Raw genomic sequence first — 26623 nt, 5'->3', positions numbered from 1 at the left:
CAGGGCTGCTGAATGAAAAAATCTCTTTTTTGGTTGCTGGCGCTGGTGCTGTCTCCCGTCGCCGTGCTGGTGGTGATCACGCCGATGGACAGCCAAAAGCAGTATATTTTTGGTCTGCTAAGTATCGGTATTCTCTTTCTGATGGGCTTCAGCAAGCGCCGCAGCGTATCGGTCATTATGGTCGTCACGTCGCTGCTGATGTCCACGCGTTACATGTATTTTCGCCTCACGCAGACCCTGCACTTCAACTCGTCCATTGAAGCCATTCTCGGAATGGGACTCTTTCTGGCGGAGGTCTATATCTGGGTGATGCTGCTGCTTAACTACCTGCAGACGGTCTGGCCGCTGAAGCGCGGCATTGTTCCACTGCCGGATGATATGAGCAAGTGGCCGACGGTCGATATCTATATTCCGAGCTATAACGAACCGTTAGAGGTGGTGCGCGATACCGTCCTGGCGGCACAATGCATTGATTATCCAAAAGATAAAATGAAGATCTATCTTCTGGATGATGGCAAACGCAGTGAGTTTGCCGTGTTCGCCGCCGACGTCGGCGTGGGCTATATCACCCGTAACGACAACAAGCACGCCAAAGCGGGGAACCTTAACCATGCGCTGACCCTGACCCACGGGGAGCTTATCTGCGTTTTCGACTGCGACCACGTCGCCACGCGCGTCTTCCTGCAGGCCACCGTCGGCGGTTTCCTGAAAGATCCGATGCTGGCTCTGGTGCAGACGCCGCACTATTTCTATTCCCCGGACCCGTTTGAACGTAACCTCTCCGTCGGGCGCAACATCCCGAACGAAGGGATGTTGTTCTATGGCCCGATTCAGCAGGGGAACGACAACTGGAACGCCACCTTTTTCTGCGGCTCCTGCGCGGTGATCCGCCGCGAGGCGCTGGCGCAGATCGGCGGTTTCGCTGTCGAAACGGTGACCGAAGATGCCCATACGGCGCTGAAGTTTCAGCGTCTGGGATGGAAGTCGGCCTTTCTCGATATTCCGCTGGCGGCTGGTCTCGCCACCGAACGTCTGGTGGTGCACGTCATCCAGCGAACCCGCTGGGCGCGCGGGATGACGCAGATCTTTCGCGTCGATAATCCCCTGTTTGGTCGCGGCCTGACCTTCCAGCAGCGCTTGTGCTACCTGAGCGCCATGCTCTACTACCAGTTCGCGCTCCCGAGGGTGGTGTTTGTCACCGCCCCGCTGGCTTATCTGCTGTTTAACCTCAATATTATTTACTCTTCAGCGAGCCTGATTGTCTCCTATGCCCTGCCGCATCTGTTCCTCGCTATTTACGTTGGTTCGCGAATGAACGGCCGCTATCGCTACAGCTTCTGGGGGGAGATCTACGATATTGTGCTGGCCTTCCACCTGGTGCTGCCGACACTGGTGACGATGATTTTCCCCAAACGCGGCAAATTCAACGTTACCGATAAGGGTGGGCTGCTTGACGTCGGCTACTTCGATTTCACCGTGGTGCGGCCGCACCTGGTGGTGGCCTGCCTGCTGGCCCTGGGGGTGGTGGTCGGCATCGTCCGGGCGATTGGCCATGACTACTTTGGCTCGGATCCCAACGTTATCGCCCTCAACGTCGGGTGGGGGATCTACAGTCTGATCTTCCTGCTGGCGGCGATTGCCGTAGCGCGCGAAACGCGGCAGGTGCGAAAAACCATTCGTATCGATGTCGACATTCCGGTGGTGATCCATTACGCCAGCGGTATCGTTTCCCGCAGCCATACCGCGGACCTGTCGATGGGCGGCTGCCGCGTGGCCGCGCCGGATATGCGCCATCTGGAGGATGATATCGAAGAGATTGAGCTGATCCTGCAGTCCGGGGCTATCTCCATTCCGGCTCAGCTGGTCACCTCAGACGAGCGCTTCCTGCGCCTCAAGTTTGATGAAGATATTCCTCTCTCGCGCCGCCGTGAACTGGTGCGGGTGGTGCTGGCCCGCGCGGATGCCTGGATTAATCCGCCGCGCCCGCAGGATAACCCGTTTCGCTCCTTCTTCACTATTTTGCGCTGCGTGTTCGAACTGTTCTGGTTGACGTGGAAAACCCGTCGCAGCCAGCGCAGCCGGACGGATGTGGCGAAAACGGCGCAGGAGGATGGGACGTTATGAAGCGATTAACGACGCTGGCGCTGCTGGCAGGGATGTTCTCTGCGCCAGCGCTGCACAGTGAAGAGCCGGCTGCCGGCGCTTCAACCCCGCTGAGTTTTCCGCAGCTCAACGGCGCGGTGGACAATGAGCCCGGTGACGAACCTCCGGCGGCCGCTCCGGAAGAGGCCACGCCAGCGGTAGCGCCCGCCCCCGCAGGCGATGCGGCGTTGACAACGCCTGTGCCTGAGATGCCCGTAGTAACCCCGCCGGTGAGCGACACGGTTGCGCCCGATGTCATCCCCGTCGCCCCGGTTTGGGGAGGCGATCTGAATCTGGCGCAAATGGGGATGCCGGACGGCATTATCCTCAGCGGCGGCCAGCGGCAGGGGGGCGTTAGCTTTACGCTGCCTTCCGACCAGGTGGTGATCCATTCCCAGCTCAGCCTTGCCGTCCGCGTATCGCCGGAAATGGCGAGCCGCAACGCCACCCTGCAGCTGATGCTCAACGGTCAGCCCCTCGGCACTCTGCCGCTGGGTGCCGATGGCGAGGATGTCTCCCATTATCAGTTGGATATTCCGCCCGCGCTGATGGTCTCCAGCAATAACCTGAGCGTGAAGATCAACGATGGCGATATCCTGCAGTGCCAGCGTGACATCCATGATTCGTCGCGGGTGACGGTGCTGCCCACGTCGCATTTCAGCTGGGAAAGCCAGCAACTGAACATCAGCGACGACCTGAGCCACTTCCCACGCCCCTTCTTTGACAGTATGCAGATGACCCCGGCGGACATCGCGGTCGCCTATGGGGCGAAGCCGTCGGCTGACGTCTTCAGCGCCGCGGCGCTGGTCTCTTCATGGCTGGGTATCCAGGCGGACTATCGCGGCATCGCCTTCAGCGCCCTGCGCGATCGCCTGCCGGAACGCCATGGTATTGTGATTGGCCATCCGGGCGAGCAGGTGGGCGGCATGACGCTGCCGGAAACCGATAAACCGTTGCTGCGCGTCATCGCCAACCCCGCCAATCCGGCCTACAAACTGCTGCTGATTGTCGGTAAAAACGATACCGCGCTGCGCATGGCCGCCTGGCGTTTGACCCGCGGCAACTTCGCCCCGCAAACCGCGACGCTGGATGTCGAACCGCAGACCATCCCGGTTGGTAAAGCGTACGATGCGCCGCGCTGGATCCCCACCGATCGTCCGGTCAGGCTCAGCGAGCTGTTGCGTAAGGATCAAAGCCCGACCGTCAGCGGCGTCTGGCATGAGCCTTTACGTATCGCCTTTCGCGCCGCGCCCGACCTCTATCTCTGGGATGGCGAGACGATCCCGCTGCAGGTTGGCTACCGCTTCCCGTCGGAAAGCTGGATTAATGAGGACAAGTCCCTGCTGAGCGTCACGCTCAACGGCACTTTCCTCAATAACCTGGCGATGAACAAGCAGGGGCCGCTGGAGAAAGTCTGGCGCCACCTCGGGGGCGATGCGCGCCAGGAGCGCTTTACCATCCCGCTGGCACCTTACCTGATCTACGGCGATAACCAGCTGTCGATGTACTTCAATGTGGTGCCGAAGGACGATGTTCCGTGCTCGGTACTGCTGAATAACAATATCAAGAGCCGGATCACTGACGATTCCTGGATTGATTTGAGCAAAACGCGACACTTCTCGCTGCTGCCAAACCTCTCCTATTTCGTTGGCGCCTCATTCCCTTTCTCGCGACTGGCGGACTATTCGCAAACGACGCTTATGCTGCCGGCGGACCCGTCTGAGACCCAGGTGGCCACCCTGCTGAATCTGGCGGCGCGCTCCGGAAATGCGACCGGCACTGCGCTGGCGAATAACCGCGTCGTGCTCGGGATGCCGACCGGTGGCGCGGATCTGCAGTCGCTGCGCGAACGTGACGTGCTGGCGGTCACCGCTCTCGATCAGCAGGCCTTTAACCAGAGCCTGCTGGCTGATTCACCGTATCGTCCGGTGGATAACACACTGAGCGTCCGTGAGCCTGACCTGTGGCAAAAAGTGCAGCGTCGGCTCACCGGCGACTGGACCTCGGCCAGCCTCGATGCCGATCGCTACTTCTCGTCCAGCAGCGCCTGGCGCGGGTTCATCAGCTATCGTTCGCCGTGGAACGCGACTCGCCTGGTGGTGGTGGCGATGGCCAGCAATGATGACCAGCTGGCGCGATTGAAGACCGATCTGGACTCGCCGCGTATCAACGCCGGGATCCGTGGCGATACCGCGGTGATCACCAGTGATAACGGGGTGCGCAGCTTCCAGGTCAGCACGCCGTTCCCCAGCGGTCAGATGCCGTGGTACATGATGGCTGTCTGGTATGCCAGCCAGCATTCCGGTTTCCTGGCGGTGCTGGGGCTGATTGCCACCTCGATAATGGGACTGGCGCTGACCGCGATGTTTAAACGTCATGCCCGTAAGCGTCTGGGTTCGGGGGATAACTAATGAAAAGAAAGATAACAATAACGATGAAAACCTCCCGCCGGCTCACGACGTTCTGCCTCACCGGCGCGTTGACTCTCGGTGCTTCTGGCGGCGCGCTGGCGGCAGGTAACGACGCGGCGCTGCAGGCGCTGTTCGCCCAGGCCAACTACTGGCATGAGAAATCCCATGACGAACTGGCGATGGAGTCGCTGCAGAAGGTGCTTTCGGTCGATGCCAATAACACCCAGGCGCTGTATCTGATGGCGCTCTGGTCGCAGCAGGGTGGCGATATGCAGGCGGCGGCGCAGTGGCGCGCCCGGCTGGCGAAAGCGGCGCCGGACAGCCCGGGGCTGCAGGATTTAGACAACGCTAAAAAGATGTCGCAGGTGCCGCAGGGGCAGCTCAGCCTGGCCCGCCAGCAGGCGCGCGGCGGCAATATTCCCGGGGCGCTGGCGACCTGGCGCAGCATGTTTAATGGCAATACGCCGCCTGCCGGGCTGGCGGCGGAATATTACCTGACCATGGCCAGCGACAAATCGCTTTATCCGCAGGCCATCAGCGAACTGCGCCAGTACGTGGCCCAGCATCCGCAGGAGAACGCCCCGCGGGTGGCGCTGGGCAAAGCCTTAACCTGGCGGGAAGAGACCCGCCGGGAAGGGATCGCTCTGCTTGAGCCGATGGCCAGCGGCAATAAAGAGGCGGACAGCGGCTTGCGTCAGGCGCTGCTCTGGCTGGGCCCGCAGGCCGGGGATGAGCAGTATTACGATACCTGGATGCAGCGGCATCCGCAGGATAGTGAAGTCCAGAATTACTTTCGCGAACGGCGCAGCGGTCAGGCGCGCGGCCAGGGCTATGCCAATCTCAACAGCGGCAATACCGCCGCCGCGAAGCAGCAATTTGAAGAGGTGCTGCAGACCAACCCGCAGGATGCCGATGCGCTGGCGGGCATGGGTTATATCGCGCAGCGCAGCGGCGACTACCAGGCCGCGTCACAGTATTTGAGCCGGGCGGCGGATCTCGGCGGCGACGCCTCGGCGACCCGTCGTCAGCAGGCGGCCGATGCGCTGTTCTACGGCCAGCTGGCGCAGGCTCAGCAGGCTTATAAGCAGGGCAATATTAGCCAGGCGCTGGCGCTCTCCGCGCCGCTGGCGCAGCAGAGCGGGGCGCGGGGCGCCTCGGCGAAGCTGTTCCGCGCCGATGTGCTGCGGCATAACAAAGATTTGCCCCAGGCGGAGCAAACGCTACGCTCGCTGTTAAGCGACGATCCGCAGAACGCGGCGGGGCGGGAAAACCTCTATTACGTGCTGCGCGAGCAGAATAAATCCGCCGAGGCGCAGGCGATGCTGCAGACGCTCCCCCAGAGCCTGCAGCAAAAACTGCAGCCTCGGGTGGTGGCCGGTATGCCGGGCGATGCCGTGCGCCGTCAGGCCCAGGCGCAGGTCAGCAGCGGTAATCCAGGCGGCGCGATTGCCACTCTGCGCGAAGGCGTCGCCCGCTATCCGGACGATCCCTGGCTGCGCCTCGATCTGGCCCGGCTGTTGCAAAAATCGGGTAACGGTAGCGAGGCCTCTTCGCTGATGTCGGCGGCCTATCGCCCGGGCGCCAGCAACAATGCGCTGTATGCCGCCGCCCTGTTTGCCAGCGAAAACGGCGCCTGGCAGCAGGCGCAGACGCTGCTGGCGCGCATTCCCGGCGGCAGCCAGACCAGCGACATGCGCGATTTACGCCAGCGGGTGAACTACAACCTGCAGCTGGCGACCGCCGAAAACTATCTGGCGCAGGGCAACCGCACTGCCGCCAGCAATACCCTGCGGGCGATGGCCTCCACGCCGCCGAAAGCCCCGGCGGACGCCGGCAAGCTGGCGCGGCTGCTGGCCGAGAGCGGCGATCTGACTACCGCGGTCTCGCTGGTGCGCAACAATATCAGCAGCGGGGTGTCCGGCAACGCCGGTGATTACGCCGATCAGATTGCGGTGCTGAATCAGGCCGGGCTGACCGGCGAGGCGCAGAACCTGCTCAGCAATCCGCAGCTGCAGGCCAGCAGTACGCCGACGCAGCTGGCGAGCATTCGCAATGGCTATGTGATCAACGAAGCCGATCGCCTGCGTGAGCAGGGCAACTACGCCGCGGCGTATGACAAGCTGATCCGCGCCATGCAAAGCGACCCGCAGAATACCGATCTGATGTTCGCGATGGCGCGGTTGTACCAGAGCGGCAAAATGAATAAAGAGGCCGGGGTGGTTTATGACTACCTGATGACGCGCGATACGCCGAACCAGGATGCGCGCGCCGGGGCCATCGACGTGGCGCTGTCGGCGGGGAATAACGATCGCGCCGAACAGCTGGCCGGCGGCTTGCGCCAGGATAACTCCCCGGATCGCTTACTGCTGCTGGCGAGAGTCGCAGAGGCGCAGGGCCATCATCAGCAGGCGATGACCTACCTGCGTAGCGCCCGCGGCAAACTGCTGGGTATGCAAAGCACCAACAGCAGCGAAACGCCAACCGTCGGCGGGGTGCTGGCGGCGGATAACCCCTTCATCGGCGTGTCGCAAACGTCGGCGCCGACGCGAACGGCCTCCGCCTACGGGCAGTATATGCCGTGGCAGGTCGCCCAGTCGGCCGCCGCGCCCGGTTCCACGCTGCCGGGGATCCAGCGCCCCGATCTGCCAGTGGACACCGCCGAGACGCGGATGCTGCGCCAGGTGGACACCATGATGGAGTCGCTGCAGGAGAAAACCGGCAGCTGGCTGCAGGGCGGTATGGACGTGCGCGGGCGCGACGGCGAATCGGGTACCAGCAAGCTGACGGAGCTCCGGACGCCGCTGACCTGGTCTTCTTCGCCATTTGGCGATTCGCGCTTTGACTTTACCGTCACCCCGGTGTCGTTGAACGCCGGAACCGCCAGCGGCGACGCCTGGCGTCGCTACGGCGCCAACCCGCTGGCTAACGCGGTCTCCAATATGGTGAGTACCGCCACCAGCGAGCAGGCGGCGATCGCCTCGATGACCGAGGCGGAGCGGACGGCCTATTTTGCCAGCAATCCGGGGGCCGAAGCCTTAAGCGGCCTGGGCACCCTGAATGCGGCAGATTTCAATCCGACCACCAGCAGCGGGATGGAAAACCTGGCGAAGCTCGGGAGCTATGATTCGGGACAGGTCGCCAGCTATCTGGCCTCTTCCAGCCTTAAGCCGAACGTTGACCAGACCAGCGGCTCAACCGATTCGCAGAAGGCTAACGGCGTCGAGCTGGCGCTGGCGTTAAGCGGTGACGATTATCGCGTCGATATTGGCAGCACGCCGCTGGGCCAGGATCTCAATACCGTTGTCGGTGGGGTGAAATGGTCGCCTAAGCTGAGCAACTACCTGTCGCTGATCCTGACCGGCGAACGCCGCTCACTGACCGACAGCCTGCTTTCTTACGTTGGTCTGAAGGACACTTATTCCGGTAAAACCTGGGGGCAGGTGACGAAAAACGGCGGCACCCTGCAGCTGAGCTATGACGACGGCGACGCGGGCTTCTATGTCGGCGGTGGCGGATACAGCTATCTGGGGCAGAACGTCGCCAGCAACACCAGCATTAACGCCAATGCCGGGGTCTATCTGCGGCCCTATCATGACGAATACCGCCAGTTACAGACCGGGTTGAGCATGAGCTATATGGATTATTCCAAGAACCTCAGCTACTTCACCTATGGCCAGGGGGGCTACTTTAGCCCGCAAAACTATGTCAGCGTGTCGCTGCCGGTCAGTCTGACGGAGAAATATGATAACTGGACCATGAAGCTTGGCGGCTCGGTGGGCTACCAGTCTTACAGTCAGGATAAGAGCGCCTATTTCCCGACCAATTCGGAGTGGCAGCAGACCCTGGAGACGGCGGTGAGCAATGGGTTTGCCAAGGAAGCCTACTATTCCGCGACCTCGAAGAGCGGCATCGGCTATACCCTGCGCGCCGGGGCGGACTACAAGGTTAACAAACAGATGACGCTGGGGGGCCAGATTGGCTATGACACCTTCGGGGATTATAACGAAAGCACCGCCGGGCTCTATATCCGCTATATGTTGGGAGATCATTGATGATGACGGAGAACAATAACCCGGTGGTCACGACCTGGTTCCAGCAACAGCAGACGCCTGCCGGATGGTTCGATCTGTTGGTTATTATGGTCGAAGGTATGTTAAATAATGCCGGCGAGCTGGAAAGCCAGCCCTTCCTGCGTCAGATGGGCGCCTCGCTGGCGGAGACCCATCCGCTGCCGGCGTCGGAGACGGTGGGAGAGCTGGAGGCGAATATCAACCGGCTGCTGACCCATTTCCACTGGGGCGTGGTGACGATTGATGTCGGTGAGGATGGCCTGCGCCTGCGCCATCAGGCGTTGCCGGTCAGCCGGGACGACGCGGGACGCGTGCGCTGGTGCAACGCGTTCTGTGCCATACTGGAGGGGTTATATTCTCGCTGGCTGCAGAGTCAGGGAGGCAGTGCTCATGTCGTTTTACAACGTGAGCGGGTGTTCTCTGTCTCTGACGTTCAGTTTCTTTACTACCATCCATAATGAGTGAATGTATGCCCCTGCGTGCTTTAGTGGCGGTGATAGTGACAACGGCAGTGATGCTGGTGCCCCGGGCGTGGGCGGATACGGCCTGGGAGCGCTATAAGGCCCGTTTTATGATGCCGGACGGCCGTATCATTGATACCGCCAATGGCAATGTGTCGCATACGGAAGGTCAGGGCTTTGCCATGCTCCTGGCGGTGGCGAATAACGATCGCCCGGCGTTCGACAAGCTGTGGCAGTGGACGGACAGCACCCTGCGCGATAAGTCTAACGGGCTGTTTTACTGGCGTTATAACCCGGTGGCGCCGGACCCTATCGCCGATAAAAACAACGCCTCTGATGGTGATACTCTCATCGCCTGGGCGCTGTTGCGTGCGCAAAAGCAGTGGCAGGACAAGCGCTACGCGATTGCCTCGGATGCCATCACCGCCTCCCTGCTGAAATATACGGTGGTGACCTTCGCCGGTCGTCAGGTGATGCTCCCGGGCGTGAAAGGGTTCAATCTCAACGACCATCTGAACCTTAATCCCTCCTATTTCATCTTCCCGGCCTGGCGCGCCTTCGCGGAGCGGACGCATCTGACCGCCTGGCGGACATTGCAGACCGACGGACAGGCGCTGCTGGGGCAGATGGGGTGGGGGAAATCACACCTGCCCAGCGACTGGGTGGCGCTGCGGGCGGATGGCAAGATGCTGCCAGCCAAAGAGTGGCCGCCGCGGATGAGTTTCGATGCGATTCGTATCCCGCTGTATCTCTCGTGGGCCGATCCGCAAAGCGCTTTGCTCGCGCCGTGGAAGGCCTGGATGCAGAGTTACCCGCGTCTGCAAACCCCGGCGTGGATCAACGTCAGCACCAACGAGGTGGCCCCCTGGTATATGGCCGGCGGTCTGCTGGCGGTGCGCGATCTGACGCTGGGTGAACCGCAGGAGGCGCCGCAGATTGACGACAAGGATGATTATTACTCTGCCAGCCTCAAGCAGTTGGTCTGGCTGGCGAAACAGGATCAGCGTTAGAGACGGTGATTGATTTGCCGCCTTCCCCGCCCGTAGGCATGAGGGTGGGGAAGGGAGAATGGGAACGTCTCACGATGTAAGGCCGCCAGTTTGGGCGGCCTTGTCGCTTATTGCGGATAAGGCACCCAGCTACCGCCATTCAGCTGGACATAAGGCTTGCCCTGATACTGGATGACGATGGCGTTGGCGTTTTCGGACACCGCTGCGCTCTGCGGCAGGTTTGCGACATACTGCTGCCAGTTGACGCTGTCCTCGCTGAACATTTTGCCGTCGAGGGCACGCACCACCAGCTCCGACACCGCCAGGTAACTGCTGGGCTGATCGATGATAATCGGCGCCCCTTCATGCGGCGCTTTCATGCCGAAGAATTTTACCGCCGTCGGGACGTTCGTGATCGACGGGCTCGGGATATCGCGCAGGCCAGAGACCTGCATCTTATCGCCCTTCAGCGCGCCGCCGTGTTCCGGCACCACCACCACCATCACTTTCCGCCCCGATTTCTCCAGCTCGGTGAAGAAGTTATCCAGGTCATCAAACAGCTTCTGCGCACGCACTTTGTAGTCTGCAGTTTTGCTTTGCCCCGGGAAGTGGTTGCCGTCATGCAGCGGCAGGGTGTTATAGAAGGTGGCGCTCCGCGGATTGCTGCTGGCCTCTTCGGTCTTCAGCCAGCGGTTGAGGACCGCCAGATCCTCATACACCGGGGAGCCGTCAAACGCCTGCAGGCTGACCGGCAACCCGGTCTGGTCCATCAGCGGGCTCTGCATGCCGCCCAGCGAACGCAGTTCTTTCAGGAAGTCGCCGAACAGACCGTTATGGCCGAGCATCAGCTGCTGGTTGAAGCCGAGTTTCGCCAGGTTTTCAAACAGGTAGCAATCGGCGCCGGACGGCTGATACAGGTTGGTATGCGACAGCTGGCCGCAGCTGGCGCGCAGCAGGCGCACCGCCGCCGGGCCGCTGTAGGAGGTCGCGGAGTTAAAGTTTTTGAAGACAATATCGAAATGCTTCCACAGCGGATGGTCCATCAGACCGGCGGCTTCAATATCCGACCAGGAGAGCGAGCAGATATTGATCACCAGCAGGTCAAACGGCTGGGCATCCGCCGGCAGCTGGTCCGGGAACGGCGTTTTGCGCTTCTGCTCGGCGGCATAGAAACCGTTCAGCCAGTTGGTGAGATTGGCTGACGTCGGCGGCTCGGTCTGCGGTGGAATATCGCTGCTGGCGGGGCTGGTCGCGGTGCCAGCGGCGGCGTTGGCACCGGTATTGGCCGGCGCGGTCGTGGCGGCGGCCGTGGTGGGCTGACCGGCGGGCCATAGGGTAAAGGCTGGCAGCAGCGGGCTGACCGCCAGCCAGACGACCATCGCGGAGACAAACACGGTGACGCGCAGCCACTGACTGATAAACAGCCACAGGACCAGTAAAACAAAGAAGGCGCCGACCATGCTCCAGTTAATAAACCGGACGATCAGATCCCAGATATAGCTGGCGCTGAAGCCGGCGATTTGCGAACCCTGGCTAAGAAGCGTCTCCGGACCGGGCAGCCAGGTATCGTGCCAGAACAGCGCGAAGCCGAGCGGAATAGCGATCCAGTGGCGGATACGGTGTAGCTTTTCGCGCGGGATCGGCACCAGCAGAAAGGCGAGAAACACCAGGTTCAGCATCGGATGGAAATTGAGATACCCGGCCCACAGCAGGGCAAATTTGACCAGAAAGTAGAAGTTCCAGCCGCCAAGGCCGCGCCAGTACTGCCAGAGCGGAAGCGGTGTCGCGGTCGGTTTAGTGTTTGTCATTTGTTCGCTTTGCCTTGCTTAACCGTGGCTCCCCGGCGTAATACGCCTGCCGGTTTCACGTAACGGGGTTTAAAGAACATCAATCTTAACGTCGTGCGAATACGGCGCTGGTAATGGCGCGTCAGGTAGCCCAGCGGGAAAAACAGCAGGGCGCAGAGCACCACCAGTTGCAGAATATCGGCGATAGACATCATCAGGCTTGTTCCTCACGGGTGGTTAACCGGTGTGGTTCGGGGTAGCGTCGCCAGTGGCGTCCATCGTGGGTGGCGTTGATGGTTTCGTTTTTATCTATCGACAAGGGCAGCGGCGTGTTCCAGTGCGCGGGCTCGACGCCGCGCATGATCACGATTTCCGAGAGGATCTGCTTGTCTTCAAACCACACCATGCGGTTAGAAAAAATATCGCCGGTCGGCAGCGGGAAAATGTGGTTTAGCGCGGTATCGAGGTCATTAATCCGGCAAAACGACAAAAACAGCACCAGCCGGTTATTGCCGATGGTCATGATATCGCCCATCCGGTTGGGTTTGCATAACGTCAGCGCCTGCTCAACGCGCAGCCCTGGCGCCGGGCGCAGGGCCACCATCACGCCTTTGCTGTCGGCGGGCAGGAGGGTATTGGCCATCACGTTCTGTACCGCCTCGCAGAAAGCATCCCACTTCTGATAGCCGCGCAGCTTTAACGGCTGGCTCCAGGTCAACAGCGTGGCGAAATCCTCCGGAATATGGCGGGAGAATTTTTGGTTCTGCACGCTTTCGATCAACGTCAGACAGCGGGAGAGCGACGCGCTGCTGGGGATCACCAGACTGGCGCCGCTGCTGAGCAGTAGCCGCTCATCGGTCGCGCGCAGGCTGGGCGTTTGCTCACGGACAATAATTTTCAGCGCCGTACCGCGCTGGCGACGCAGGGTATGAATATAGCGTCCCAGCTGTTCAATTTGCGTATTCTGGGTGATGGAGAAAAGTACCGTGGCCGCTTGTGCGGTGCGCCCGGCGTTGAAGACCTCGTCGTTGGTATCGAACAGGGTCCAGTATTCCGACAGCGGCGGGGCGCCTTCCAGCACGCGCATATTGCTGAGGATCACCTTCTCATCACTACGTGGCTGAACGCTGGTTTCCGTCTCCTGCGCCAGCCGCCAGCCGGCATCATCGCGTTGCACCATCAGCTGCTGCTGAGCGCTGATGCCTTTGTCGCTTCCCCACCAGGCAATATCAAAGAGATGCCGGTCGCCCTGGTAACGAATACTTGCCAGGCCGGAAAGGGAACGGTACTCGCGTAATAATGGGGTGAGCTGTCGATCGATATCCTGGGCGGAATTGATCGCCAGGAAAGCGCAACGGTGATATTGCGCCCAGCGGCTGGTCTTTTCCACCCACGCGCATAGCTTATCTTTATTTATATTTTGCCAGGTATTTTCAGCGCATAGCAGAATAAACAAGTAATTGCCAGGTTCGAGGGAGCAGACTAAATCACGATGTATTTCTTCCAGGGCTTCCGGACGATTCGGCAGGGTGAACAGCGCGATATTATCCGGGCCACCTTCATTATCTAATGAAATGATATTATTAGGTTTGTCTCCCATTACCAGCGCGGCGATCTTGCTGTTTTTCGCCTGCGCGGCCAGCGTCTGATTAAACAGACTGACGGCATCGGTATAACGGTCAACGTTGAGCCACCATACCCCACCGACCGGCATATGGCACACTTCATCCCATAATGATGAAATACCCAAAGTAAATACACTATCCACGGCATCCCTCGTGCGCCCTGATTGACACTGGATAAGTTTACTAGCGAAACCGGCAGAGTAAACCTAACATTGAAATTAAAGGTCATCAGTTTTAGCATGTACACCTGCTTTTAAGGATGCGCTGTATTCGTCCTCTGGTTTAATAATAAATTTCAAACGGACAGAGATATGCCAGCAAAAGATCCTGCAGTACCCACGGACGCCACGCTGGGGTACACCTTTCAAAATGATTTTCTGGCGCTAAGCCGGGCATTTTCCCTGCCGGATATTGATTATCATGATATTTCCCGGCGCGAGCAGCTGAATGCGGCGCTGAAGCGCTGGCCGTTACTGGCAGAGTTTGCAGAGAAAAAATAAGGAAGCCGGAGATGGCTATTCTGGGATTACAGGGCGTGCGCGGGGGGACTGGCGTCACGTCCATTACGGCTGCACTCGCCTGGGCGCTGCAATTGCTCGGTGAAACGGTGCTGGCGATCGACGCCAGCCCGGATAATATGCTGCGCTTTTTTTTCAATACCGACGTCCATCATCAGGACGGCTGGGCGCGGGCGCTGCTCGACGGCCGGGACTGGCGCGACGCGGGTCTGCGCTATACGCAACATATCGATCTGCTGCCGTTTGGCCAGCTCAGCGCCGGCGAAAGAGAAAATGCTGACCAGCTGCAGCCCGCGCTGGGGGCGATGGCGGAGGCTGTGCAGCGGCTGCAGAGCCAGTACCGCTGGCTGCTGCTGGATCTGCCGAACGGTTATTCGCCATTAACCCGCGAGCTGCTGACGCTGTGCGATCGCACACTGGTGGTGGTTCATCCCGACGCCAATAGCCATATCCGTCTACACCAGCAGCCCCTCCCGGCCAACAGCGACATTCTGATTAACGATCTGCGGGTCGGCAGCCAGCTACAGGAAGATCTCTACCAGCTGTGGCTGGAGAGCCAGCCGCGCATCCTGCCGGTGACGATTCACCGCGACGAGGCGATGGCCGAGTGCCTGGCGGCGAAACAACCTCTCGGGGAGTATCGTCAGGACTCCCTGGCGGCGGAAGAGGTGCTGACCCTGGCGAACTGGTGCCTGATCCACTATTCCGGCGGGAGGGCGGAATGATCCGCCTCAGCACGCTGCTGCTGGCTCCGCCGGTGGGGGAACGGCTGCGCGCGCGCTATGACGACTATCGGCAGCACGGGGCCTCCTGGCTCTCGGCGTCGCTTGGCTGTCTGTGGGCGTCGCTGGTCTGGGCGCTGATGCCGCTGGAGACGCCGCGCTGGCAGGCGATTCTGGCCCACCATGAAACCTATTTTCCCCATATTAATCCGCATCGCCCGCGTCCGCTGGATCCGCTGCGCTACCTGCTGCAATCCCTGTGGTTGCTGGCGACGCGCGTGCCGGAGCCGGAAAAAAAGGTCAACTGGCGCTCGCTGGCGGCCCTGGAAGGGGTGCACGGTCGCTATACGCAATGGCTGGAAAAATTGCCTGAACAGGTGAATGCCCGCACCGGCCATCTGGATAAACAGAAAGAGCTGGCGCACCTTAATCCGAAGCTGCGTCGGGCGATCCTTGGGGGGGTGACCTTCTGCTCGCTGGTGCTGGCGCTAATGTGTATTACGCAGCCCTTTAACCCGCTGTCGCAGTTTATCTTCCTGATGCTGCTGTGGGGCGTGGCGCTGCTGGTGCGTCGCATCCCGGGGCGTTTCTCGGCGCTGATGCTTATTGTACTGTCGCTGACGGTGTCGTGCCGTTATATCTGGTGGCGCTACACCTCGACGCTGAACTGGAACGACCCGGTAAGCCTGGTGTGCGGGATCATTCTGCTGTTCGCAGAGACCTACGCCTGGGTGGTGCTGGTGCTGGGCTACTTCCAGGTGGTTTGGCCGCTGAACCGCCAGCCGGTGCCGTTGCCGGAGGATATGGATCTGTGGCCAACCGTGGACATCTTCGTCCCTACCTACAACGAAGATCTCAACGTGGTGAAAAACACCATTTACGCCTCGCAGGGCATCGACTGGCCGAAGGACAAGCTGAACATCTGGATCCTCGACGATGGTGGACGGGAAGCGTTTCGCCAGTTTGCCAAAGATGTCGGGGTGCACTATATCGCCCGTACCAGCCACGAGCACGCCAAGGCCGGTAACATCAACAATGCGCTGAAATACGCTAAAGGGGAGTTCGTCTCGATCTTTGACTGCGACCATGTGCCAACGCGCTCGTTTCTGCAGATGACCATGGGCTGGTTCCTGAAAGAGAAAGAGCTGGCGATGATGCAGACCCCGCACCACTTCTTCTCGCCCGATCCCTTTGAGCGCAACCTTGGCCGCTTTCGCAAAACGCCGAACGAAGGGACGTTGTTCTACGGCCTGGTGCAGGACGGGAACGACATGTGGGACGCCACCTTCTTCTGCGGCTCCTGCGCCGTTATCCGTCGCGGCCCGCTGGATGAGATTGGCGGGATAGCCGTCGAAACGGTAACCGAAGATGCCCATACCTCTCTGCGTCTGCACCGGCGGGGACACACCTCAGCCTATATGCGGATCCCGCAGGCGGCGGGGCTGGCGACGGAGAGTTTGTCCGCGCATATCGGCCAGCGCATCCGCTGGGCGCGCGGGATGGTGCAGATTTTCCGGCTCGATAACCCGCTGTTTGGCAAAGGCCTGAAGCTGGCGCAGCGCGTCTGCTACGCTAACGCCATGCTCCACTTCCTCTCCGGTATTCCGCGCCTCATCTTCCTCACGGCGCCGCTGGCCTTTTTGCTGCTCCATGCCTATATCATTTATGCGCCCGCGCTGATGATCGCGCTGTTCGTGCTGCCGCACATGATCCACGCCAGCCTGACCAACTCGAAGATTCAGGGCAAATACCGCCATTCGTTCTGGAGTGAAATCTACGAGACGGTGCTGGCCTGGTATATCGCGCCGCCCACCTTTGTGGCGCTGATTAACCCGCATAAAGGTAAGTTCAACGTCACCGCGAAGGGCGGGCTGGTGGAAGAAGAGTATGTCGACTGGGTGATCTCCCGGCCCTATATCTACCTTGTACTGCTCAATCTGGTCGGCGTCGCGGTGGGGATCTGGCGATTTATGTATGGCCCGGAAAACGAAATTCTCACCGTCTGGGTGAGTATTGTCTGGGTGTTCTACAACCTGATTATTCTTGGCGGCGCGGTGGCGGTCTCGGTCGAAAGCAAGCAGGTTCGCCGTTCGCATCGTGTCGAAATGAGCATGCCGGCGGCGATTGCCCGCGAAGATGGCCATCTGTTCTCCTGCACGGTTCACGACTATTCCGACGGCGGGCTGGGGATCAAAATTCACGGCGACGCGCAGGTGCTGGAAGGCCAGAACGCCCGGCTGTTGCTCAAACGAGGACAGCAGGAATATGCCTTCCCGGTAAGGGTCGCGCGGGTCAACGGCAGCGAGGTGGGGCTCCAGCTACTGCCGTTGACCAACCAACAGCATATCGATTTTGTGCAGTGTACGTTTGCCCGCGCTGATACGTGGGCGCTTTGGCAGGATAGCTTCCCGGAAGACAAGCCGATGGAAAGCCTGCTGGATATCCTCAAGCTGGGCTTCCGTGGCTATCGTCACCTGGCGGAGTTTTCGCCGCCGTCGGTGAAGGTGGTTTTCCGCGCGCTCACTTCGCTGGTGGCCTGGATAGTGTCGTTTGTACCCCGACGCCCTGAACGCGCCGCGCCGACGCTCTCCGCAGACCCGGCAATGGCTCAACAATGATGATAATGCGATGAAAAGAAAACTTTCCTGGATGTGTGCAGTAGCGGTGGGCATGTGCAGCTGGTATCCGCTGGCCTCTTATGCGGCGCCGGCCGTCGTGGCGAACGCCGCCCCTGGCGTTCAGCCGCAGGTAGCGACCCCGGGCGCGCCGATCGTGGTGGGCGAGCCAACGGCGGCCCTTGCCGAACCGACCGCCCCGGCGGCGGTGGCCGAGAACGTCCCGCAGCGGGAGGTGAAACTGACTTTTGCCACCATCGCGCCGCCGCCCGGCAGCATCGTGCTGCGCGGCTCACGGCCTGACGCGTCGGTCGAATTCGGCATGCGCAGCGATGAGCTGGTCGCCAACGCGCTGCTCAACCTGGAATACACCCCATCGCCTTCGCTGCTGCCCGTGCAGTCGCAGCTGAAAGTCTATCTCAACGATGAGCTGATGGGCGTCCTGCCCGTGACCAAAGAGCAGCTGGGGAAAAAGATCCGCGCGCAGTTGCCGATTGACCCGCTGTACATCACCGACTTCAACCGCGTACGGCTGGAGTTTGTCGGTCACTACCGCGATGTCTGCGAAAACCCCGCCAGCAGCACGCTGTGGCTGGACGTCGGGCGCGAAAGCTATCTGGATCTCACCTACCAGTCGCTGAAGGTGCATAACGATCTGTCACACTTCCCGGTGCCGTTCTACGATCCGCGCGATAACCGCCCGCTGACGCTACCGATGATTTTCCCGGGCTCGCCAGCGGTGGCCCAGCAGCAGGCGGCGGCGATTGTCGCCTCCTGGTTCGGCAGCAAGGCCGGCTGGCGCGGCCAGCAGTTCCCGGTCTATTTCAACGAACTGCCGGATCGTAACGCCATCGTCTTCGCCACCAACGACAAGCGCCCGGACTTCCTGCGCGATCATCCGCCGGTCAAGGCGCCGACCATCGAAATGATCGACAACCCGAACGATCCTTACGTCAAGCTGCTGGTAATTTTCGGCCGCGATGATAACGATCTGCTGCTGGCAGCGAAGGGGATTGCCCAGGGCAATATTCTGTTCCGCGGCAGCAGCGTCACCGTGGACGGCATCAAAACCCTGCAGCCGCGTCAGCCTTACGACGCACCGAACTGGGTGCGCACCGACCGCTCGGTCACCTTCGCTGAGCTGAAAACCTATGAGCAACAGCTGCAGTCCAGCGGGCTGGTGCCGGATGCCATCACCGTGGCGCTTAATCTGCCGCCGGATCTCTATCTGCTGCGGGCCAACGGCATCGATATGGATCTGAAATATCGCTACACCATGCCGCCGGTGAAGGACAGTTCGCGGATGGATATCAGCCTCAACGACCAGTTCCTGCAGTCGTTCAGCCTGAACAGCGCTCAGGACGTGAACAAACTGATCCTGCGCCTGCCGGTGCTGCAGGGGCTGCTGGACGGCAAATCAGAGGTCACCATCCCCGCGCTGCGTCTCGGGGCGGTCAACCAGCTGCGCTTTGACTTCCAGTACATGAACCCGATGCCGGGCGGCTCCATCGACAACTGTATTACCTTCCAGCCGGTGCAGAACCATGTGGTGATTGGCGACGATTCGACCATCGACTTCTCGAAGTATTATCACTTTATCGCCCTGCCGGACCTGCGCGTCTTTGCCAATGCGGGCTTCCCTTACAGCCGTATGGCCGACCTCTCCGACACGCTGGTGGTGGTGCCGAAAGCGCCGACCCAGGGCCAGGTGGCGACGCTGCTGCAGGCGCTGGGCGGTATCGGTTCGCAGACCGGTCTGGCGGCGATTAATCTGCAGATGACCGACGATGGCAACCAGATCAAGAATAAAGACGCGGATCTGCTGCTGATCGGCGCGATCCCGTCGTCCCTCAAGGACGACACCAAAATCAACCTGCTGGTCGAGGCGACCAAAAGCTGGGTGAAAATGCCGATGCGCCACTATGACCTGGCGAGCATTTATCCCGATGACGATGCCCGCACGCCCAATACCCGCACCGACATTACCTCTTCCGGGCCGATGGCGGCGGTGATTGGCTTCCAGTCGCCGTATAACGATCAGCGCAGCGTGGTGGCCCTGCTGGCCGACAGCCCGCGCGGTAATGAACTGCTGACCAACGCCCTCAACGACAGCGGTAAGCGGGCAGCAATGTTTGGCTCGGTAGCGGTGATCCGCGAGTCCGGCGTCAACAGTCTGCGGGTAGGGGATATCTACTACGTGGGTCATCTGCCCTGGTTCGAGCGCATCTGGTTCGCGCTCTCTAACCACCCGATACTGCTGGCGATCTTCGCCGCTATCAGTATTGTGCTGCTGGCGTGGGTGCTGTGGCGCATGCTGCGCATCATCAGTCGCCGCCGTCTTAGCCTGGATGATGAATAAACCATGATGAAAGTACTTTGTGGCGCGGTGCTCTCCGCGCTGCTGCTGGCGGCGGGCCCGGTGAGCGCCGCCTGCCAGTGGCCCGCCTGGGAGCAGTTTAAAAAAGCGTACGTCAGCCCTGAGGGACGGGTGATTGACCCCAGCGATGCGCGCAAAATCTCCACCTCGGAAGGACAGAGCTATGGCCTGTTTTTCGCCCTGGCCGCCAACGATCGCGCAGGGTTCGACAAACTACTGACCTGGACGCAGAACAACCTGGCGGAAGGCGACCTGCGGCAACATCTGCCGGGCTGGCTGTGGGGCAAAAAGGACGATGAGCAGTGGACGTTGCTGGACAGCAACTCGGCCTCCGACTCGGATCTGTGGATAGCCTGGGCGCTGCTGGAGGCGGGCCGCCTGTGGCAGCAGCCGCAGTACACCGAGACCGGCAAAGCACTGCTGGCGCGGATTGTCGAGGAAGAGACGGTGGCGGTGCCCGGTCTTGGCACGATGCTGCTGCCGGGAAAAGTCGGTTTTGCCGATGACAGCGGCTGGCGGTTTAACCCCAGCTATCTTCCGCCGCAGCTGGCCACCTACTTTGTGCGTTTTGGCGCGCCGTGGCCTGCCCTGCGCGACAGCAACCTGCGCCTGCTGCTGGAGACCGCGCCGAAAGGCTTTATCCCGGACTGGGTGCGCTATGAGAAAGGGAAAGGCTGGCAGCTGAAAACCGAAAAGCCGCTGATCGGCAGCTATGACGCGATTCGCGTCTACCTGTGGGTGGGCATGCTCCATGATGGCGATAAGCAGAAAGCGCGCCTGCTGCAACGCTTCGCGCCGATGGCGGCGCAGACCACGGAGCAGGGGGTGCCGCCGGAGAAAGTGAATATCGCCACCGGCAAAACCAGCGGCCAGGGGCCCGTGGGCTTCTCCGCGGTGATGCTACCGTTTTTACAGGACGACGAGGCCCGGTCGGTGCAACGCCAGCGCGTCGCCGATAACTATCCCGGCGCGGATGCCTACTACAGCGCAGTTCTGACGCTGTTCGGCCAGGGTTGGGATCAACACCGTTTTCGTTTCACTGCGGGTGGCGAATTACAACCTGACTGGAACCAGGAATGCGCAAGCTCTCACTAAGTTTACTCACGCTGTCCCTCGGCGTGGCGCTGCTGCCGTTAGCGCAGGCGGCGACGACGCCTGCCCAGGAGCATCTGCTGGAGCAGGTCCGCCTTGGCGAGGCCAGTAATCGTGAAGACCTGGTGCGCCAGTCGCTGTACCGCCTGGAGCTGATTGATCCCAACAACCCGGATCTGATTGCCGCGCGGATGCGCTACCTGCTGCGTCAGGGGGATGCCGCCGGGGCGCAAAAAGAGCTGGAACGATTGACGAAGCTGGCGCCGGACTCCCCGGAGCTGAAGGCGTCGCGCAATGAGATGAAAAGCAACACCGGCGAGGGCCGGCAGGCGCTGCAGCAGGCGCGACTGCTGGGCGTGGCCGGGAAGGTCGATGAAGCCATCGCCGCCTATGAAAAACTGTACGGCGGGGTGCCGGATGACGTTGACGTCGCCATTGAATACTGGACGCTGGTGGCGCGCCTGCCCGCTCGCCATAGCGAAGGCGTCAGCCAGTTGAAAAAGCTGAACGCCAGCGCGCCGGGCAACGTCAGCCTGCTGACTTCGCTGGCGAAGCAGATGTTTGCCGATAACAAACCGCAGGAAGGGTTTGCCTATCTGGCGGAGATGGCCCGCTCGGCCTCAGGACGCGGCATCGCCGCCGACATGTGGTTCAGTGAAGTGAAAAGCATGCCGGTGAGCAAGGCCAGCGTGCAGGCGTTGCAGCAATTTCTCCTGCAGTTTCCCACCGGCTCGGTGGCGGCGAACGCCCGCGTTCTGCTCGACCAGCAGCAGGCGCAGCTGCTGGATCCGACCTTCCGCGCCCGCTCGGAAGGGCTGGCGGCGGTCAAGTCCGGGAATGCCTCGCAGGCGGTCGCGGATCTGCAGAAAGCCGTTCAGGCCGACAGCCGCGACAGCGATGCGGTGGGCGCCCTCGGCCAGGCCTATTCCCAGCGCGGCGATCGCGCGCGGGCAGTGGCGCAGCTCAATAAAGCGATTGCCATGGACCCCGACAGCCCGAACCGCGGCAAATGGGACAGCCTGCTGCAAACCAACCGTTACTGGCTGCTGATCAAGCAGGGGGATAACGCCCTGAAAGCCGGCCAGCTTTCGCAGGCGCAGAACTATTATGCCCAGGCGCAGCGGGTCGATCGCACCGACAGTTATGCCGTGCTGGGATTGGGGGACGTCGCGGCGGCGCGCAAAGAGTCGGCAGCGGCGGAGCGCTATTACCAGCAGGCGTTGCGCCTGGATCGCGGTAATAATCTGGCGGTGCGCGGTCTGGCCAACCTCTATCGCGCCGAATCGCCGGAGAAAGCCAGCGCCTGGATCGCCGGCCTCCCTCCCGCTCAGCGGCGGAGCATCGATGATATTGAGCGCAGTCTGACCAACGACCGGCTGGAGAAACAGGCGCAGGCCCTGGAAAGTCAGGGCAACTGGGCGCAGGCGGCGGAAGTCCAGCGTCGGCGCCTGGCGCTGGATCCGGACAGCGTGTGGATAACCTACCGTCTGGCGCGCGATCTGGTTAGCGCCGGTGAACGCCAGGAGGCCGACGCGCTGATGCGGGCGATGGTCAACCGCCAGCCGCAGGATGCTGAACGGGTCTACGCCTCGGGGCTCTACCTGTCGGGAAACGACCAGGACGATCTGGCCCTGGCGCAAATCGCCGCTCTGCCGCGCAGCGCGTGGACGGATAATATTCGTGAGCTCGAAGCGCGTTTGCAAAGCGACCGGGTGCTGCGCCAGGCCAACCAGCTGCGCGACAGCGGTAACGAAGCGCAGGCGATCGCCCTTATCCAACAGCAGCCCGCCTCGGTGCGCTATGACCTGACGCTGGCCGACTGGGCGCAGCAGCGCGGCGACAGCCAGACGGCGATTGCCGACTATCAGCGGGTGCTGCGCCAGGAGGCCGACAATGGCGATGCGCGCCTCGGCCTTGCGGAAGTCTACCTGGCCGAGGGCGATAAACAGGCCGCCCGGGCGCAGGTCATGCAGTTGAAAGGCGCAGAGACCGAATCCATGAATATGCAGCGTCGGGTCGCGCTGGCGCGAGCCGGCCTTGGCGATACCGCTGATGCCCAACAGATTTTTAACCAGATTGTGCCGCAGGCGAAGGCGCAGCCGCCCTCGATGGAGAGCGCGTTGGTGCTGCGCGATGCCGCGCGCTTTGCCACCCAGACCGGGGCGCCGCAGCAGGCGCTGACGCACTACCGGGAGGCGATGTTGGCCTCCGGCATCGCCCCCGTGCAGCCGCAGAATAACGATACCTTTACGCGGCTGACGCGCAACGACAGCCAGGATGACTGGCTGAAGCGCGGGATCCGTAGCGATGCCGCCGATCTTTATCGCCAGCAGGATCTGAACGTCACCCTGGAACACGACTTCTGGGGTTCCAGCGGCACCGGCGGCTATTCCGACCTGAAGGCGCATACCACCATGCTGCAGGTGGATGCTCCGCTGGCGGATGGCCGGATGTTCTTTCGCACCGATCTGGTCAATATGGATGCCGGCAGCTTTTCCACCCACAGCGACGGGAGCTACTCGCCCAGCTGGGGCACCTGCGGGGAGATCGCCTGTACCAGCGGCAGTAAAAACCAGACCGACAGCGGGGCCAGCGTGGCGGTCGGCTGGAAGAATGACACCTGGAGCGGCGATATCGGCACCACCCCGATGGGCTTCAATGTCGTCGATGTGGTGGGGGGGCTGAGCTACAGCAGCGACGTCGGGCCGGTGGGGTACACGGTCAACGTCCACCGGCGCCCCATCTCCAGCTCGCTGCTCTCCTTTGGCGGGCAGAAAGACAGCAGCAGCCATACCGGCACCACCTGGGGCGGCGTCCGCGCCGACGGCGGCGGCCTGAGCCTCAGTTATGACCGGGGCGAAGCGCACGGCATCTGGTCCTCGCTGGGGGCCGATTCGCTGACCGGTAAAAACGTGGCGGATAACTGGCGCGTGCGCTGGATGACCGGGTACTACTACAAGGTCATCAACGAGAATAATCGTCGCGTCACCGTCGGCCTCAACAATATGATCTGGCACTACGACAAAGATCTCAGCGGTTACACCCTCGGCCAGGGCGGCTATTACAGCCCGCAGGAGTATCTCTCATTCGCCGTGCCGGTGACCTGGCGTCAGCGTACCGAGAACTGGTCCTGGGAGCTCGGCGGGTCGGTGTCATGGTCCCATTCGCGCACCCAGACGCAAGCCCGTTATCCGCTGCTGAACCTGATCCCGTCCGACTACCGCCAGCGCGCCAGCGAGCTGACGGAGGAGGGGAGCAGCAGTCAGGGATTCGGTTACACCGCCAGAGCGCTGGTGGAGCGGCGGGTGACCAGCAACTGGTTCGTCGGCGCCGCGGTCGATATTCAGCAGGCGAAGGATTACACCCCGAGCCATGCGCTGCTTTACGTCCGCTACTCGGCGGCCGGCTGGCAGGGGGATCTGGATATGCCGCCCCAGCCGCTGGTGCCCTACGCCGACTGGTAGCAGAATAGGCTGAATTACGTCACAGAGCGCCACTCCACGACGCGCTTCGCGTATACTCGTGAGGCATTGCCCACCGTCGGCCGCCGGGGCGATTTCCCCGGCGTCTGCGCCACCGCGCGGAAATATCCCGTCACTTCATCCCTCGCGGGCGTGGGCGAAGGATTTGAGTATATAATCAGCCTGAAACGACCGGCATTGAAGGATTGATACCGGGTATGCATTCAGTATCAGTGGAGAACACCGTTGCGCGTCAGCCGTTCACTTACAATCAAACAGATGGCGATGGTCGCGAGCGTGTCCATGGCCTTTGTATTGGTTTTTTGCACTATTTTGCTGTTTCACTTTGTGCAACAGAGTCGCTTTACCACGGCCACGCAGTTAGAAAGTATCGCGCGATCCGTTCGCGAACCGCTGTCTGCGGCTATTCTGAAAGCCGATATTCCGGAAGCGGAAGCCATTTTAAGCCGTATCCAGCCTGCTGGCATCGTCAGCCGGGCGGATGTGGTGTTGCCGAACCAGTTCCAGGCGCTGCGGATGCGATTTATCCCCGAGCGGCCGGTGCCGGTGACCGTCACCCGGCTGTTTGAGCTGCCGGTGCAGATTTCGCTGCCTATTTATTCACTGGAACGGCCGGCTAATCCCCAGCCGCTGGCCTATCTGGTGCTGCAGGCGGATTCATACCGCATGTATAAATTCGTCATGAGCGCCCTTGCTACGTTAGTGACGGCTTACTTACTTTTGGTGCTGATGCTGACGGTGGCGCTTACCTGGTGCATCAACCGGCTGATGGTGCGCCCCCTGCGGCGTATCGCCCGCGAGCTGAACGATCTCTCCCAGCAGGATCGTCTCGGCCATCAGCTAACGCTCCCGCGCCTGCACCATGACGACGAGATCGGTATGCTGGTGCGCAGCTATAACCGCAACCAGCAGAGCCTGGTGCGCCAGCATGATGAACTGTCCATCCAGTCGACCCGCTTCCCGGTCTCAGAGCTGCCGAATAAAGCCTTTTTGCTGGCGATGCTGGAGCAGACGGTGGCCCGCCCCCAGAGCGCCGCGCTAATCGTCGTCGCCTGCGAAACCCTGCAGGATGCCGCCGGGGTCCTCAAGGAGAGCCAGCGCGAAATGCTGCTCCTGACGCTGGTGGAGAAGCTGCGAGCCGCCATTCCGCCGCAAATGGTGCTGGCTCAGGTGAGCGGGTATGACTTCGCGATTCTCGCCGATGGCCTTGCCGAACCGTGGCAGGCGGTGACGTTAAGTAAGCAAGTGCTCACTATTATTAATGAGCGTTTGCCGCTGCATGGGCTGCAGCTGCGGCCCTACGCCAGCGTCGGGATCGCCATGTTCCACGCCGGGCTCAGCGCCGAGCAGTTTTACCGGCGCGCGGTGTCGGCTGCCGTCACCGCACGACGTAAAGGCAAAAACCAGATTGAGTTCTTCGATCCCGAGCAGATGGAAAAGGCTCAGCGCCGTCTGATGGAAGAGCACGACATTATGACCGCCCTCGACAACCAGCAGTTCGCTATCTGGCTGCAGCCGCAGGTGGCCTGCGCCAGCGGCGAGATCTGCGGCGCCGAAGTACTGCTGCGCCAGCGGCAGGCGGATGGCAGCTGGTCGCTACCACCGTCGCTGATTGAGCGCATTGAGTCCTGCGGGCTGATTATCCCGGTCGGCTACTGGGTGATGGAAGAGGCCTGCCGCCAGCTGGCGGCCTGGCAAAGCCAGGGGATTATGCTGCCGCTGTCGGTCAATGTTTCCCTGCTCCAGCTGCTGGAACACGACCGTGGCGAGGAGATGCTAAAGCTGATCGCCCGCTACCGTATCGCCCCTGGCACCCTCATCCTCGAGGTGACGGAGAGCTGCCGGATGGACGATCCGCAGGATGTGATGGCGCGGTTGCGACCGCTGCGCGAGGCCGGGGTACAGATTGCGCTGGATGATTTTGGCATGGGTTATGCCGGGTTGCACCAGCTGCAGCAGATGAAAGCTCTGCCGGTGGATATTCTGAAAATCGATAAAGTATTCATCGATATGCTGCCGGAGGATGTCAGCATGGTGCCGGCGATGATCCAGCTCGCGCGCGGCCTGTCGCTGCGTATCGTGGCGGAAGGGGTGGAGAACGACGCCCAGTACCGCTGGTTGCAAGCCGCGGGCGTCGAGGTGCTCCAGGGCCATCTGTTCGGTTGCGCTTTGCCGCTGGAGGCATTCAGCGCGCGCTATCTCTCCCCGGTTCGTGAGGATGAAAATTTGTAAATGTTTTGTTGACTTGTGCGAGTCAGCTCAAAGATTTTAACAATTGCGTTGCACTTTCGGCGTTAGTTATTTCTGAAATGTTTCCAGGGTGTTATTTTTA

The 26623-nt window shown here is 61.1% G+C and carries 15 protein-coding genes; 12 read left to right on the top strand and 3 right to left on the bottom strand.

Annotation, left to right across the window (positions count from 1 at the left end):
• The first annotated feature begins 12 nt into the window (after positions 1–12).
• From bcsA (FHW76_RS14745) to FHW76_RS14725, 5 genes are read left to right on the top strand one after another with little or no spacing between them, the layout of a single operon-like run.
• Entirely contained in the window at positions 13–2124 is a 2112-nt protein-coding gene (gene bcsA / locus FHW76_RS14745) for a UDP-forming cellulose synthase catalytic subunit (protein WP_012967083.1), read from the top strand.
• Positions 2121–4553: a cellulose biosynthesis cyclic di-GMP-binding regulatory protein BcsB gene (bcsB, locus tag FHW76_RS14740; protein ID WP_023298323.1), complete on the top strand. Its 2433-nt coding sequence runs from the start codon at positions 2121–2123 to the stop codon at positions 4551–4553. Before bcsA (FHW76_RS14745) ends, bcsB (FHW76_RS14740) begins: the two co-directional genes overlap by 4 nt.
• Positions 4553–8605 (top strand): cellulose biosynthesis protein BcsC, encoded by a 4053-nt coding sequence (locus FHW76_RS14735; RefSeq protein ID WP_032755975.1) that lies wholly within the window; start codon positions 4553–4555, stop codon positions 8603–8605. The genes bcsB (FHW76_RS14740) and FHW76_RS14735 overlap by 1 nt, the downstream gene beginning before the upstream one ends.
• Entirely contained in the window at positions 8605–9081 is a 477-nt protein-coding gene (gene bcsD / locus FHW76_RS14730) for a cellulose biosynthesis protein BcsD (RefSeq protein ID WP_008806909.1), read from the top strand. Before FHW76_RS14735 ends, bcsD begins: the two co-directional genes overlap by 1 nt.
• 11 nt (positions 9082–9092) lie before the next feature.
• Positions 9093–10094, top strand: coding sequence for a glycosyl hydrolase family 8 (locus FHW76_RS14725; RefSeq protein ID WP_012967086.1), 1002 nt, complete (start codon positions 9093–9095; stop codon positions 10092–10094).
• Positions 10095–10201: 107 nt separating this feature from the next.
• Here FHW76_RS14725 and bcsG read toward each other — a convergent pair whose 3' ends face one another.
• The 3 genes from bcsG to bcsE are packed head-to-tail and all read right to left on the bottom strand — an operon-like array spanning position 10202 to position 13628.
• Complete coding sequence (gene bcsG, locus FHW76_RS14720; protein ID WP_023298321.1) at positions 10202–11881, bottom strand: cellulose biosynthesis protein BcsG; 1680 nt, start codon at positions 11879–11881, stop codon at positions 10202–10204.
• Positions 11878–12075, bottom strand: coding sequence for a cellulose biosynthesis protein BcsF (bcsF, locus tag FHW76_RS14715; protein ID WP_008806912.1), 198 nt, complete (start codon positions 12073–12075; stop codon positions 11878–11880). The genes bcsG and bcsF overlap by 4 nt, the downstream gene beginning before the upstream one ends.
• Positions 12075–13628 carry a cellulose biosynthesis protein BcsE gene (bcsE, locus tag FHW76_RS14710; protein WP_023298320.1) on the bottom strand — a complete coding sequence of 518 codons (1554 nt, stop codon included), beginning with the start codon at positions 13626–13628 and terminating at the stop codon, positions 12075–12077. Before bcsE ends, bcsF begins: the two co-directional genes overlap by 1 nt.
• Before the next feature lie 168 nt (positions 13629–13796).
• Here bcsE and bcsR point away from each other — a divergent pair, with 168 nt between their 5' ends.
• From bcsR to hmsP, 7 genes are all read left to right on the top strand, one after another.
• Positions 13797–13985: a cellulose biosynthesis protein BcsR gene (bcsR, locus tag FHW76_RS14705; RefSeq protein ID WP_002921513.1), complete on the top strand. Its 189-nt coding sequence runs from the start codon at positions 13797–13799 to the stop codon at positions 13983–13985.
• An 11-nt stretch (positions 13986–13996) separates the two neighbouring features.
• A complete protein-coding gene (gene bcsQ / locus FHW76_RS14700) occupies positions 13997–14728 on the top strand; it encodes a cellulose biosynthesis protein BcsQ (protein WP_008806914.1) in 732 nt (243 codons plus the stop codon).
• Positions 14725–17343: a UDP-forming cellulose synthase catalytic subunit gene (gene bcsA, locus FHW76_RS14695; RefSeq protein WP_012540356.1), complete on the top strand. Its 2619-nt coding sequence runs from the start codon at positions 14725–14727 to the stop codon at positions 17341–17343. The genes bcsQ and bcsA (FHW76_RS14695) overlap by 4 nt, the downstream gene beginning before the upstream one ends.
• A 10-nt stretch (positions 17344–17353) precedes the next feature.
• Positions 17354–19699: a cellulose biosynthesis cyclic di-GMP-binding regulatory protein BcsB gene (bcsB, locus tag FHW76_RS14690; RefSeq protein ID WP_008806916.1), complete on the top strand. Its 2346-nt coding sequence runs from the start codon at positions 17354–17356 to the stop codon at positions 19697–19699.
• A gap of 3 nt (positions 19700–19702) precedes the next feature.
• Positions 19703–20812 carry a cellulose synthase complex periplasmic endoglucanase BcsZ gene (bcsZ, locus tag FHW76_RS14685; RefSeq protein ID WP_012967091.1) on the top strand — a complete coding sequence of 370 codons (1110 nt, stop codon included), beginning with the start codon at positions 19703–19705 and terminating at the stop codon, positions 20810–20812.
• The gene (gene bcsC / locus FHW76_RS14680; protein ID WP_183476797.1) at positions 20794–24273 is read left to right on the top strand and encodes a cellulose synthase complex outer membrane protein BcsC; all 3480 of its coding nucleotides are present in this window, start codon (positions 20794–20796) and stop codon (positions 24271–24273) included. Before bcsZ ends, bcsC begins: the two co-directional genes overlap by 19 nt.
• 243 nt (positions 24274–24516) lie before the next feature.
• Entirely contained in the window at positions 24517–26523 is a 2007-nt protein-coding gene (hmsP, locus tag FHW76_RS14675) for a biofilm formation regulator HmsP (RefSeq protein WP_016161933.1), read from the top strand.
• Positions 26524–26623 lie beyond the last annotated feature (100 nt).

Source organism: Klebsiella sp. RC2 (assembly GCF_014192815.1).
GTDB classification, from domain to species: domain Bacteria; phylum Pseudomonadota; class Gammaproteobacteria; order Enterobacterales; family Enterobacteriaceae; genus Klebsiella; species Klebsiella variicola.
Note: the sequence above shows the minus strand (reverse complement) of the source record. Positions and strands in the feature narration are given on the sequence as shown.

Excerpts from the sequence above, each read along its gene's own strand:
- bcsA (WP_012967083.1), top strand. The coding sequence starts at position 13 with ATGAAAAAATCTCTTTTTTGGTTGCTGGCGCTGGTGCTGTCTCCCGTC.
- bcsB (WP_023298323.1), top strand. The coding sequence starts at position 2,121 with ATGAAGCGATTAACGACGCTGGCGCTGCTGGCAGGGATGTTCTCTGCG.
- FHW76_RS14735 (WP_032755975.1), top strand. The coding sequence starts at position 4,553 with ATGAAAAGAAAGATAACAATAACGATGAAAACCTCCCGCCGGCTCACG.
- bcsD (WP_008806909.1), top strand. The coding sequence starts at position 8,605 with ATGATGACGGAGAACAATAACCCGGTGGTCACGACCTGGTTCCAGCAA.
- FHW76_RS14725 (WP_012967086.1), top strand. The coding sequence starts at position 9,093 with ATGCCCCTGCGTGCTTTAGTGGCGGTGATAGTGACAACGGCAGTGATG.
- bcsG (WP_023298321.1), bottom strand. The coding sequence starts at position 11,881 with ATGACAAACACTAAACCGACCGCGACACCGCTTCCGCTCTGGCAGTAC.
- bcsF (WP_008806912.1), bottom strand. The coding sequence starts at position 12,075 with ATGATGTCTATCGCCGATATTCTGCAACTGGTGGTGCTCTGCGCCCTG.
- bcsR (WP_002921513.1), top strand. The coding sequence starts at position 13,797 with ATGCCAGCAAAAGATCCTGCAGTACCCACGGACGCCACGCTGGGGTAC.
- bcsQ (WP_008806914.1), top strand. The coding sequence starts at position 13,997 with ATGGCTATTCTGGGATTACAGGGCGTGCGCGGGGGGACTGGCGTCACG.
- bcsA (WP_012540356.1), top strand. The coding sequence starts at position 14,725 with ATGATCCGCCTCAGCACGCTGCTGCTGGCTCCGCCGGTGGGGGAACGG.
- bcsB (WP_008806916.1), top strand. The coding sequence starts at position 17,354 with ATGAAAAGAAAACTTTCCTGGATGTGTGCAGTAGCGGTGGGCATGTGC.
- bcsZ (WP_012967091.1), top strand. The coding sequence starts at position 19,703 with ATGATGAAAGTACTTTGTGGCGCGGTGCTCTCCGCGCTGCTGCTGGCG.
- bcsC (WP_183476797.1), top strand. The coding sequence starts at position 20,794 with ATGCGCAAGCTCTCACTAAGTTTACTCACGCTGTCCCTCGGCGTGGCG.